Source organism: Yersinia thracica (genome assembly GCF_902170565.1).
GTDB classification, from domain to species: Bacteria; Pseudomonadota; Gammaproteobacteria; order Enterobacterales; family Enterobacteriaceae; genus Yersinia; species Yersinia thracica.
Map to the genome: position 1 here is coordinate 247,050 of NZ_CABHXX010000030.1, position 12,683 is coordinate 259,732.

Here is a 12,683-nt window from a genome sequence, read left to right on the forward strand (position 1 = left end):
CTTGCCGTATTGTCCTCACGCACTACGGCTTATTATTAATGACTATTCACCAAGTATATTTCTGTCGTCATGGCGGTCAGTCATAGGCCAGAGCATGAATTGCGGCCCAATAAGCAGTGGAATCTTCCTTTTGTTTGATACTGCATGTATTCCCTGTGCACAGGGTCTTGTTCTTCGCACCATAAAGAAGTTAACCTAATATTCTGCATTCAAGATAATGGGGATTGCAGGTAGGCAGCAAACGAACAACGCTTCAATCATCATTAATGAAGGATATAACTGGTAGCTTGATAGGGGGTGAATCATGTGGCAAGCAGTGAATCGTCTGTTAGGTGAATATTTCGGGCCTGCTGAAATCCGAGAAAGAACCGAACTGCCCGGCGGAGATATTCATGATGCCTGGCGTCTCAGCTATGGTGACACTGAAGTTTTCGTCAAATGTGATGCCCGTGAAATGCTGCCCATATTTACCGCCGAAGCAGACCAACTCTCTCTATTGGCCCGCAGCAAAACCGTCCAAACACCTGAAGTCTATGGTGTGGGCAGTGATCGTGAATACAGCTTCCTGCTACTTGAATATATCCCGCTTAAACCCTTAGATGCCCATAATGCTTATTGTCTGGGTCAACAATTAGCGCATTTACATCAATGGAGTGAACAACTGCAATTTGGGCTGGATTTTGATAATGATTTGTCCACCACACCACAACCCAATAGCTGGCAACGGCGCTGGGCGCAGTTTTTCGCTGAACAGCGCATTGGTTGGCAATTACAATTGGCAGCCGAGAAAGGCATGTCGTTTGGTGACATCGAGCATATCACTCATCTGATTCAAGAGCGCTTACAGGGCCACCAGCCGCAACCTTCACTGCTACATGGCGATTTATGGCCGGCAAACTGTGCTTCCAGTGCCAATGGGCCGGTTATTTTTGATCCCGCCTGTTATTGGGGTGACCGCGAGTGTGACCTTGCCATGTTGCCGCTCTACCCAGAACTTCCGGCGCAGATTTATGATGGTTATCAGAGTATCTGGCCACTCCCGTCCGGCTTTATTGAACGCCAACCTATTTATCAGCTTTATTACTTATTGAACCGCAGTAATCTGTTTGGTGGGCAACACTGGATTAATGCCCAGATTGCGGTTGAAAAGCTGCTGCATCCAGAAAGATTTTAATGCAGCCGCTAACCCCCTAAAGTAAAGGATTCGGCTGTTTTTGTGAGGGGATAGAAAAAAGGCGAGGTTATTGACAACGTGCTCGCAGCGGTGAAAACAGGTAGATCGTAAAGACGCCGTACTTCCTTTGTAAAAACAAGCATCCCTGATGGCTCGAGCCGCGCCCTCCCTGGCACGGACGCTTTACTCTTCTGCCCGTCCTCACCACCCGAGATCGAGTCGTCGAGGTTTGTCAGCAGTCTGAAGGCCCATATTATGGACCTTTTCATTATGGTTTGATGAGTCAGACTCAACAGTGTTGTCAGGTATTATTGCTACCCTTGAGCCATTGCCTCTAATAGCTTGATAACAAAATAGAACGCCACACCTATCACTAATGGCAGAATATATAAGGTAAAAAACTGCAAAAAGATGGTGTGATGCGGTAAGACAATTTTCTCTTCCAGCTGTTCGCGGCTACGCCCTTCACTGCCTTTGGCCTGCTCTAAAATCATTTGGTCTTCAATACCCTCACGAATGTGACGGACTTGTCGTGACATCCGCGCACCTGAGGCTTGTAATGACAAACCAACGAAAATCAGCATGTAAATGATAAAAAATATTATGTTCGATGCTGAGAAACCCTGTTCGAAATTCGGCACCGGTGAGTTGTACCAGAAGATATCCAGAAAAGTCGTGTTAAAGCGGATCATATCCGTTATGACGTGGATAAAATCCAGCATAACCGCATTAACCCCAGTGCTTTTTTGACTATATTGATAGGCAAAATTGATAATTGAAATCAATGTTGACAGCAGTGCTGGAATAAAAACGAGCCACCCGGCTATCCGTTTGATAACAGCGACACGCCCAGCCTGTTGATAGGTCATGACTTCTCCTTGTAAATACCACAACTTATGTAGCCTTAGTTTACCCGCTACATCCCGGTCTTGTGCAGAATTTTGCTGAAGTTCTTACGATTAACACAAACTCAAGCCTAGCTCATCCAGCGCAATATCATTAAGTTAATAAATTATATCGTAAGAAAGACAAAGAATTGCGTTCCACCGGTTCAATCATTATGAAGCAATGTTACAGTGTTAAATCCGTAGCTAGAGACCAAACAGGAGTAATAATAAATGGCGACCCCTCACACTATTAAGGCCGCAATTTTCGATATGGACGGCTTGCTGATTGATTCGGAGCCTTTATGGCTACAGGCTGAACTCGATATTTTCACTGAACTGGGACTGGATACCACCTCAAGAGATTCATTGCCCGACACCCTCGGATTACGCATCGATTTAGTCGTGAAACTTTGGTTCCAGTCCATGCCATGGCAAGGGCCAAGTCAGGCGGAAGTTTGCAACCGTATTATTGCCAGAGCAATAGATTTGGTAGAAGAAACCAAGCCGGTATTACCCGGTGTGGGATATGCATTGGACCTTTGCCGCGAGCAAGGGCTGAAAATTGGCCTGGCATCCGCTTCTCCACTGCATATGCAAAAGCGCGTTCTGGCGATGTTAAATATTGAAAAATACTTCGACCGCCTGGTTTCCGCAGAATATCTTCCCCACAGCAAACCACATCCGGAAGTGTATTTGAATGCTGCGGCTGAACTGGGTGTTGACCCTCTGGAATGTGTCACGCTGGAAGATTCTGTCAATGGGATGATTGCCACTAAAGCAGCACGTATGCGCTCTATTGTCATCCCTTCGGAAGAATACCGCGCCGACCCCCGCTGGGCTTTGTCAGATATTCAGTTGAACTCATTGGAACAATTGCGTAAGGAACATATTTCATAGCGGAAAGTTAATTATTATCTTGGCGATAAAGGGCGGTCAGAGTTGATAACTCAACCGCCCGAATCCGTTTTACAGGAAATCATCCCGTTTAGGCGTAAAGGTGTCGATCAAAATACTATTATCTTCCAGTGATACCGCACCATGCATTTCGTTCTTAATCGCCCGATACGCATCTCCAGCTTTTAAAATGCGTTTCTGACCGTCTATTTCCACTTCGAAACTACCTGCCGCCACATAAGCAATCTGGTCATGAATATCATGCTTGTGCGCTACACCAATGGCACCTTTATCAAAGTGAACACAGACCATCATTAGCTCATCGCTCCAGGTCATCACTTTACGTTTAATACCATTACCTAGCTCTTCCCAAGGCGTTTCATCATTAATAAAGAACATCTTCATTATTTCTCCTCACTATTATGCAGAATAGTCTGTAGCCCAGTCACAGTTTTACGCTGAATTCGGCTCATTCTACGGCCAAAACCCGCAGTTCAATCATAATTAATCCAAAAATCATGACGTCACTCAAAAAATAATAAAACATCATTTCATTTTAATTGAATTAACTTCCCGCAAATACTATCATCACCGCATCAAAAGAAACACCGGTCCGAACCGAAAGAGAGGCACCGACATGCAAATTCGTCAAAGCATTCATAGCGACCACGCCAAACAGCTCGATACCGCTGGCTTGCGTCGTGAATTTCTGATTGAAAATATTTTTGTCGCCGATGAATACACCATGACCTATAGCCATATCGACCGCATCATTGTGGGCGGTATTTTGCCGGTCGAACAAACAGTCAGCATTGGTGATGAAGTGGGTAAGCAACTGGGTGTCAGCTACTTTTTGGAGCGCCGTGAGCTGGGCGTGATCAATATTGGTGGGCCTGGCCTTATCTCAGTTGATGGGCAGGTTTATGAAATGGGTAATGAAGAAGCTTTGTATGTGGGTAAAGGTGCCAGGGATGTGATCTTCAGTAGCCTTGAGAGTCAAAAACCAGCCAAGTTCTATTACAACAGCGCACCAGCACATACCTCTTATCCCAATAGGAAAATCACGCTGGCAGAGGCCACGCCACAAACATTGGGCGATGACGCGACCAGTAATCGCCGCACTATCAATAAATACATCGTGCCCGATGTGTTGCCAACCTGCCAACTGACGATGGGATTGACCAAATTGGCCCCCGGCAATCTCTGGAACACCATGCCCTGCCATACCCATGACCGCCGCATGGAAGTGTATTTCTACTTTGATATGGACGAAGAAACGGCCGTCTTCCATATGATGGGCCAGGCACAAGAAACCCGCCATTTGCTCGTCCACAACGAACAAGCGGTGATTTCACCCAGCTGGTCTATTCATTCTGGCGTGGGTACCAAGCGTTATACATTCATCTGGGGCATGGTCGGTGAAAACCAAGTCTTCGGTGATATGGACCACATCGCTGTTAGCGAATTGCGTTAAGCGTCACCAACTGAATCCGTCCTTTGGGCGTTTTCTTCCCCAATATAAAAATCGCGGCAATCGTTGACCGCCTTGAGAGAGATGTTAGCTATGATCTTAGATTCCTTTGAGTTAAAGGGTAAAGTTGCTCTGGTTACCGGCTGTGACACAGGTTTGGGCCAAGGTATGGCGATTGGTTTAGCCGAAGCGGGTTGCGATATCGTTGGTGTGAATATTGTTGAGCCAAAAGATACCATTGAGAAAGTGACCGCATTAGGCCGCCGCTTCTTAAGTTTGACTGCTGACCTGAGCAAGATTGATGGCATCCCTGCCCTGTTAGAACGCGCCATCGCTGAATTTGGCCAAATCGATATTCTGGTCAATAACGCTGGGATAATCCGTCGTGAAGATGCGATCAACTTCAGCGAGAAGGACTGGGACGATGTGATGAATGTGAACATCAAAACGGTGTTCTTTATGTCTCAAGCGGTTGCCAAGCAATTTATCAAACAAGGTACTGGCGGCAAAATCATCAACGTTGCTTCCATGCTGTCTTACCAAGGCGGTATCCGCGTTCCGTCTTATACTGCATCGAAAAGCGCAGTGATGGGTGTGACCCGTCTGTTAGCCAACGAATGGGCTAAACACGGCATCAATGTGAATGCGGTAGCACCGGGTTACATGGCAACCAACAACACCCAACAGTTGCGTAAAGATGAAGAACGCAGCAAAGAGATCCTTGACCGTATCCCAGCGGGTCGTTGGGGCTTGCCTGATGACCTGAAAGGCCCTGTGGTGTTCCTGGCTTCTAAAGCATCGGACTATATCAGTGGTTACACTATCGCTGTAGATGGCGGTTGGTTAGCTCGCTAAACCCAGAAATATCACCAATTTGAGTTAAGGATTATTTCCTACGGTTATTCACCATATTCCAGCTCAAAACTCCATTCAGGCACAACTTCAGTTGTGCCTTTTTTATTAGTTATTTATCAATTAGTTAACAAAGTAAACCAGCTAAAAAAACCTTTAAAAAATGCAAAAATAAAAAATTCAAAACAACGTTCCGACTCTGATCACACTTTTGTCATTCACCCAATGACTCGCCAGTAAATACAAATATAATAGATTGAAACGGTGTTTCTATTTATAAGGAACCTAAAACCGGTTCCGACCAGATATTTCTATGATGGGGTTATGGTGATGAATTTTGTCGGTAACATTAAAGGCAGTGACGCAGTGATGATTAACTGGCTCAGCGCTATCCGTAGCTATGTTGATTTAGTCCAGTCTGTTAGCCATAGCCATCAAAACCCGACCCCACTAATGGCCGATGGCTTTGATGTTTTGACTCACCAACCTGTGACCTGGAAATTCCCAGATGGTCGTAATATTCCGATATCTAACTTCGCCAGTCAACAAAACTGGCTACGGACGTTAGATGCTCTTAGCCTGGTCACACAAGATCCGCAATATCATCAACAAGCGCGGGTACAAAGCCGCTATTTCATGCAAAAAGGTGTTCATGAGCAGAGCGGGCTGTTTTATTGGGGGGGGCACCGCTTCCTGAATTTGGACACTTTACAAACTGAAGGCCCAGAATCAAAGGCGCAAGTGCATGAACTTAAACATCATCTGCCCTATTACGACTTACTGCTCAGTGTTGATCGTGAGAAAACGCTTAATTTTCTGCAAGGTTTTTGGCACGCCCATGTTGAAGATTGGCAAACACTGGATCTGGGCCGTCATGGTAGCTATGACAAGCAACGCGACCCCCATGTTTTCACTCATGCTCGCAATGACGTGGTTAAACCAGAAGCATTGCCACAATTACCTGAGACTAAAGGCCTGACCTTTGTGAATGCCGGCACCGATCTCATTTATGCAGCTTATAAATATGCTGAGTATACGGGTGACATCGCAGCTGCTGCTTGGGGAAAACATTTATACCGTCAATACGTTTTGGCCCGTAATCCTGAAACAGGGTTACCGGTTTATCAGTTCAGCTCGCCACAACAACGTCGGCCAATACCGGCAGATGATAATCAGACCCAATCCTGGTATGGCGATCGAGCTAAGCGCCAATTTGGCCCTGAGTTTGGTGAAATTGCCCGTGAAGCCAATGTTTTGTTCCGTGATATGCGGCCATTGCTGATTGATAACCCATTGGCAATGTTGGATATCTTGTGCCAGCAACCTGATGCGGAAGTTCTACAATGGGTTATTGATGGGTTAAAAAATTATTATCGTTTCGCTTATGACGTTGAGAGCAATACATTGCGCCCGTTATGGAACGATGGGCAGGATATGAGCGGTTATGTCTTACAACGCGATGGTTATTATGGCGCAAAAGGCCAGGTTATTTCGCCATTCCCATTAGAGGTCGATTATCTGCTCCCGCTGGTTCGGGCCTGGCGAGTCAGTGAAGACGAAGAATTATTCGATCTGATTGGGGTTTTGCTGCACCGCTGGCAGTTGGCTGAATTAAACAAACAAAAACGCCGCGCAGTGATAATCAATGACAAAAAAACAGCGATTTCCCCTTCTTTACTACTGGCCTTAGTTGAACTGGCCGAACATTGCCAATGCAAACAATTATTTGAATTGTCCTGGCAGATTGGGAATGACCTATTTAACCAACATTATCATCGCGGCTTGTTTGTCGAATCAGCGCAACACCGTTATTTTCGTATCGACAATCCGATTGCATTAGCAATATTGACCTTGATTGCTGCCAAACAAAATAAATTAGCAGCCGTTCCTCAATTTATTACCAATGGTGGTTACATCCATGGAGATTATCAGGTGAACGGAGAAAGCCGCACTCTGTATGACATCGATTTTATTTATCCGACACTTTTGAATCAGTAGTTTTATTTATCTTTCATGTTATTAAAAATAGGTAAGCATTATGAATGAAAACAGAATGCTGGGGTTAGCCTATATATCACCTTATATAATAGGGTTGATAATATTCACGGCTTTCCCCTTTGTATCATCTTTCTTTCTCAGTTTTACTGAGTATGACTTAATGAACCCTCCCGTTTACAACGGGATCGAGAATTACCGTCATATGTTCCTTGAAGATGATTTATTCTGGAAATCCATGGGCGTGACTTTCGCTTATGTATTTCTGACTATTCCATTAAAACTGGCATTTGCTCTGGGGATCGCTTTTGTACTGAACTTTAAATTACGCGGTATTGGGTTCTTCCGTACTGCCTTCTATATTCCGTCAATTCTCGGCAGTAGCGTCGCTATTGCGGTGTTATGGCGTGCTTTATTTGCCATTGATGGTTTGTTAAATGGTTTTATTGGGGTATTTGGACTTGACCCTGTCAACTGGTTGGGAGAGCCAGCGCTGGCACTGACATCGGTAACATTACTGCGTGTTTGGCAGTTTGGTTCTGCCATGGTTATTTTCCTCGCCGCATTGCAGAACGTACCGCAGTCACAATATGAAGCGGCCATGATTGATGGTGCCTCAAAATGGCAAATGTTCATGAAAGTTACCGTGCCACTGATTACGCCGGTTATTTTCTTCAACTTTATTATGCAAACCACACAGGCATTCCAAGAATTTACGGCGCCTTATGTCATCACCGGTGGTGGGCCAACCCATTACACTTATTTATTCTCGCTCTATATATATGATACCGCGTTTAAATACTTTGATATGGGATACGGTGCTGCGCTGGCCTGGGTATTATTCCTAGTCGTCGCCCTCTTTGCCTCAATTGCATTTAAATCTTCCAAATATTGGGTCTTCTACTCCGCCGATAAAGGAGGAAAAAATGACTGACGTACAAAACTCCCACCAAAAGAAATTAGATCTGGCGCAAGATATTGCTGATGCAGAAATTAGCCGGACATTACGTAAAGCTAAAGTCAGCGCGGCTATCCGCTATATCGTTTTGATTATTGTCGGGCTGATGATGCTTTACCCATTGCTGTGGATGTTTTCCGCCGCCTTTAAACCTAATAATGAAATCTTCACCACATTAGGATTATGGCCAGAACACCCAACCAGTGATGGTTTTGTCAACGGTTGGAAAACCGGTACGGAATATAATTTCGGTCATTACATGCTTAACACTTTTAAGTTTGTTATCCCGAAAGTTATTCTGACGATTATTTCCTCCACTATCGTGGCGTATGGTTTCGCACGCTTTGAGATCCCATGGAAGAAATTCTGGTTCGCAACATTAATCACCACCATGTTGCTGCCAAGTACTGTGTTATTGATTCCTCAATACATCATGTTCCGTGAAATGGGCATGCTGAATAGCTATATGCCGCTGTATCTGCCATTAGCGTTCGCGACACAAGGGTTCTTCGTCTTTATGTTGATCCAATTCCTGCGCGGTGTTCCTCGCGACATGGAAGAAGCGGCACAAATTGACGGATGTAACTCCTTCCAAGTGTTGTGGTACGTGGTGGTGCCAATCTTGAAGCCAGCCATTATTTCCGTGGCATTGTTCCAGTTCATGTGGTCAATGAACGACTTTATCGGCCCATTGATTTACGTCTACAGCGTAGATAAGTACCCGATAGCGCTGGCTCTTAAGATGTCAATTGACGTGACCGAAGGCGCACCTTGGAACGAAATTCTGGCAATGGCGAGCATCTCCATTCTGCCATCCATCATTGTTTTCTTCCTGGCTCAACGCTACTTCGTGCAAGGCGTAACCAGCAGCGGAATTAAAGGTTAATAGAGGATTTATCATGGCTGAAGTCATTTTTAATAAATTAGGCAAAGTTTACTCCAACGGTTTCCGCGCGGTTCATGGCATTGATCTGAAAATCCATGATGGCGAATTTATGGTGATTGTTGGCCCATCTGGCTGTGCTAAATCCACGACCCTGCGTATGTTGGCCGGGCTGGAAACCATCAGTGATGGCGAAGTTCGAATTGGTGATCGAGTGGTCAATAATCTGGCCCCAAAATCACGTGGTATTGCCATGGTGTTCCAGAACTATGCGCTGTATCCGCACATGACTGTAAAAGAGAACCTGGCTTTTGGCCTTAAATTAAGCAAACTGCCAAAAGACCAGATTGAAACACAAGTTGCTGAAGCTGCAAAGATTTTGGAGTTAGAGGACCTGCTTGACCGCTTGCCGCGTCAGCTGTCTGGTGGTCAGGCACAGCGTGTGGCTGTTGGCCGTGCCATTGTTAAAAAACCCGACGTATTCTTGTTCGATGAGCCGTTATCAAACTTGGATGCAAAACTGCGCGCCTCGATGCGTATTCGTATCTCTGACTTACATAAGCAATTGAAAAAAAGCGGTAAAGCAGCAACCACAGTTTATGTAACCCACGATCAGACCGAAGCAATGACCATGGGTGACCGAATCTGTGTGATGAAACTGGGCCACATTATGCAAGTGGATACGCCAGATAATCTCTATCACTACCCTACCAATATGTTTGTTGCTGGTTTTATTGGCGCGCCGGAAATGAATATCAAACCGAGCACGCTGGTAGAAAAAGACGGGGAAATTGGCCTGACTGTGGGTCAATACACCTTGGTATTAAATGCAAGACAACAAGCCAAAGTTGCCGCCCACGCCGGGGAAAAAGTGTTCTTTGGCGTTCGTCCTGAATTCGTCAGCATGTCTATGAATCCATTTACTGAAAATCACTCTCAAGGTGAATTGGTGCGCGTGGAAAACATGGGTCACGAATTCTTTATGTATATCAAAGTTGATGATTTTGAGCTGACTTGCCGTCTGCCATCTGACGAAGCGCGCCCTATTATCGAAAATGGTCTACATCGCACCGTGTACTTCCAGTTTGATATGGATAAATGCCATATCTTTGATGCAAAAACAGAAAAAAATATCTCTCTTTAACAGGAGCAGTACCCAATGAAAAAAGCGATCCTACACACGCTGATAGCATCCACTCTGGCACTATTATCACATCAAGCCTTTGCGGCTCAGGATGAAGTTAATTTACGCATGTCATGGTGGGGGGGTAATGGCCGTCACCAAGTAACATTAAAAGCATTAGAAGAATTCCACAAACAACATCCGAATATTAATGTTAAAGCAGAATATACCGGCTGGGATGGTCATTTATCTCGTCTGACGACACAAATTGCCGGTGGTACTGAACCTGACGTTATGCAAACTAACTGGAACTGGTTGCCTATTTTCTCTAAAGACGGCACCGGATTCTATAATTTGTTTAGCGTAAAAGAACAATTGGATTTATCACAATTCGATCCTAAAGAACTGCAACAAACCACTGTTAATGGCAAGTTGAATGGTATTCCAATTTCAGTCACTGCACGTATCTTCTATTTCAATGATGCGACCTGGGCTAAAGCTGGCGTAGAATATCCTAAAACTTGGGATGAATTGCTTGCTGCGGGTAAAGTATTTAAAGAAAAACTGGGTGACCAATATTATCCAGTAGTATTAGAGCATCAGGATACTTTAGCGTTAATCCGCTCTTATATGACACAAAAATACAATATTCCGACCATTGATGAAGCTAATAAGAAATTTGCCTACACGCCAGAACAGTGGGTCGAATTCTTTACTATGTATAAAACCATGGTCGATAATCATGTTATGCCATCCACTAAATACTATGCTTCATTCGGTAAGAGTAATATGTATGAAATGAAGCCATGGATTAATGGTGAATGGGGGGGTACTTATATGTGGAACTCCACTATAACTAAGTATTCTGATAACCTGACCAAACCCGCTAAACTGGTCCTTGGCCCATATCCGATGTTGCCAGGGGCAAAAGACGCTGGCTTATTCTTTAAACCAGCACAAATGCTTTCTATTGGTAAATCAACTAAGTATCCACAAGAAAGTGCGATGTTAATCAACTTCTTATTGAATAGCAAAGAAGGGATTGAAGCGTTAGGTCTGGAGCGTGGCGTACCATTAAGTGCAGCAGCGGTGACTCAACTACGCGAGACCGGCGTAATTAAAGATGAAGATCCTTCTGTTGCCGGTTTAAATATGGCATTAGAGTTGCCACACAAAATGACAACTTCACCATATTTTGATGACCCGCAGATTGTTTCACTATTCGGTGATGCCATCCAATATATCGATTATGGTCAGAAAACCGTACAAGAAACAGCAGAATACTTTAATAAACAAGGTGACCGCATTCTGAAACGTGCTATGCGTTAATAAATCAAATTCAATTTAACTTAAGTAACTATTAAACCCTGCCATTAATTTGGCGGGGTTCTTTTGTTTTGAAAAAAACAAATAGCCAATTAGATCGACATCACAATTTAATATCTGTTTAAAAAATTAATTGCCAACACAGACCTGGATCACAAAAATAATTATTAATATAAATAGAATATGTATTCACAATAAATGAAACATTGTTTCTTTGTTGATGAAATTGTTTTTTAGTCGTGTGTTGATTTTTTATAAAATTGTTAATTGATTTTGATTTAAATAACCATAACCCCTGGGATTATATAAAAATGAAATTTAAATTACTGACTCTGGCAGTGGCATCTGTAATCAGCTTTAGTTCTGTTGCAACAACAATTGACTACCGACACGAAATGAAGGACACCAGTAAATCTGATCATAAAGATCGTTTGCTGCTTTCCAACCGCTTTGCTAATGGCTTTGGTTTGTCTTTAGAAGGGAAATGGGGCCAGCACAGCTCTGACACCACTCCAAATAAACCATTCAATGAACAAGTGAGTAATGGCACCGAAGTCGTTGCTAGCTATGTTTACAAAATCAACAAAACTTTCCAAGTTGAACCTGGTTTCTCATTAGATTCAACCTCAGACTCCAATAATTACCGTCCATATTTGCGCGGTAAAGTGTCCTTCACTGATGATTTTTCAACATCACTACGTTACCGCCCATATTACAAACGTAACCAACCTGCTCAGACTAAAAAAACTGAGAAAGGCCATGAGTTCACCATGTTGTTTGCTTATAATTTCTTGAAAGATTATTCAGCTGAATATGAGCTGAACTACAAAAAATCTGAAGACGAAATTCTGGCAAATAAAGAAAAATACGAATGGGCTCACGATGTGAAAATCGCCTACAAATGGGATAAAAGCTGGAAACCTTACGTGGCTATCGGTAACGTCCCTGGCAGCAAATCAACTGATGAGCGCCAAACTCGTTACCGTGTAGGTGTGCAGTACACTTTCTAATCTTGACCGGCTAAAAAGACCTGTAGTTGTTAATAAACCTGTAGTTGTTAATAAACCTGTAGTTGTTAATAAACCTGTAGTTGTTAATAAACCTGTAGTTGTTAATAAAC

The 12,683-nt window shown here is 43.8% G+C and carries 12 protein-coding genes; 10 read left to right on the forward strand and 2 right to left on the reverse strand.

Annotated elements, in window-relative coordinates; translation table 11 throughout:
* Positions 1 to 304: 304 nt before the first annotated feature.
* Positions 305 to 1,174: a fructosamine kinase family protein gene (locus FTA91_RS04685; protein WP_145534473.1), complete on the forward strand. Its 870-nt coding sequence runs from the start codon at positions 305 to 307 to the stop codon at positions 1,172 to 1,174.
* 314 nt (positions 1,175 to 1,488) lie between these two features.
* Here FTA91_RS04685 and FTA91_RS04690 read toward each other — a convergent pair whose 3' ends face one another.
* Positions 1,489 to 2,043, reverse strand: coding sequence for a YniB family protein (locus tag FTA91_RS04690; RefSeq protein ID WP_145582996.1), 555 nt, complete (start codon positions 2,041 to 2,043; stop codon positions 1,489 to 1,491).
* Positions 2,044 to 2,292: 249 nt separating this feature from the next.
* Between FTA91_RS04690 and hxpB the strand changes: the two genes are divergently transcribed.
* On the forward strand, positions 2,293 to 2,958 hold the full coding sequence (hxpB, locus tag FTA91_RS04695; RefSeq protein WP_145582998.1) for a hexitol phosphatase HxpB: 666 nt from the start codon (positions 2,293 to 2,295) through the stop codon (positions 2,956 to 2,958).
* A gap of 69 nt (positions 2,959 to 3,027) precedes the next feature.
* Here hxpB and FTA91_RS04700 read toward each other — a convergent pair whose 3' ends face one another.
* Entirely contained in the window at positions 3,028 to 3,360 is a 333-nt protein-coding gene (locus tag FTA91_RS04700) for a cupin domain-containing protein (RefSeq protein WP_050116417.1), read from the reverse strand.
* A gap of 232 nt (positions 3,361 to 3,592) precedes the next feature.
* Between FTA91_RS04700 and kduI the strand changes: the two genes are divergently transcribed.
* The 8 genes from kduI (at position 3,593) to FTA91_RS04740 (ending at position 12,573) form a co-directional block, all read left to right on the forward strand.
* Entirely contained in the window at positions 3,593 to 4,429 is an 837-nt protein-coding gene (kduI, locus tag FTA91_RS04705) for a 5-dehydro-4-deoxy-D-glucuronate isomerase (protein ID WP_050116416.1), read from the forward strand.
* A 90-nt stretch (positions 4,430 to 4,519) separates the two neighbouring features.
* Positions 4,520 to 5,281, forward strand: a complete 762-nt coding sequence (gene kduD, locus FTA91_RS04710; protein WP_050116430.1) for a 2-dehydro-3-deoxy-D-gluconate 5-dehydrogenase KduD — start codon at positions 4,520 to 4,522, stop codon at positions 5,279 to 5,281.
* 327 nt (positions 5,282 to 5,608) lie between these two features.
* Positions 5,609 to 7,276, forward strand: a complete 1,668-nt coding sequence (locus tag FTA91_RS04715; protein ID WP_050116415.1) for a pectate lyase — start codon at positions 5,609 to 5,611, stop codon at positions 7,274 to 7,276.
* Positions 7,277 to 7,316: 40 nt separating this feature from the next.
* Positions 7,317 to 8,207: a carbohydrate ABC transporter permease gene (locus FTA91_RS04720; RefSeq protein WP_050116414.1), complete on the forward strand. Its 891-nt coding sequence runs from the start codon at positions 7,317 to 7,319 to the stop codon at positions 8,205 to 8,207.
* Positions 8,200 to 9,117 carry a carbohydrate ABC transporter permease gene (locus tag FTA91_RS04725; protein ID WP_050116413.1) on the forward strand — a complete coding sequence of 306 codons (918 nt, stop codon included), beginning with the start codon at positions 8,200 to 8,202 and terminating at the stop codon, positions 9,115 to 9,117. Before FTA91_RS04720 ends, FTA91_RS04725 begins: the two co-directional genes overlap by 8 nt.
* Before the next feature lie 13 nt (positions 9,118 to 9,130).
* Positions 9,131 to 10,258 (forward strand): ABC transporter ATP-binding protein, encoded by a 1,128-nt coding sequence (locus FTA91_RS04730; protein ID WP_038632531.1) that lies wholly within the window; start codon positions 9,131 to 9,133, stop codon positions 10,256 to 10,258.
* A 15-nt stretch (positions 10,259 to 10,273) separates the two neighbouring features.
* The gene (locus FTA91_RS04735) at positions 10,274 to 11,566 is read left to right on the forward strand and encodes an ABC transporter substrate-binding protein (RefSeq protein ID WP_145534476.1); all 1,293 of its coding nucleotides are present in this window, start codon (positions 10,274 to 10,276) and stop codon (positions 11,564 to 11,566) included.
* A gap of 308 nt (positions 11,567 to 11,874) precedes the next feature.
* Positions 11,875 to 12,573: an oligogalacturonate-specific porin KdgM family protein gene (locus FTA91_RS04740; protein WP_050116411.1), complete on the forward strand. Its 699-nt coding sequence runs from the start codon at positions 11,875 to 11,877 to the stop codon at positions 12,571 to 12,573.
* The last annotated feature ends 110 nt before the right edge of the window (positions 12,574 to 12,683 follow it).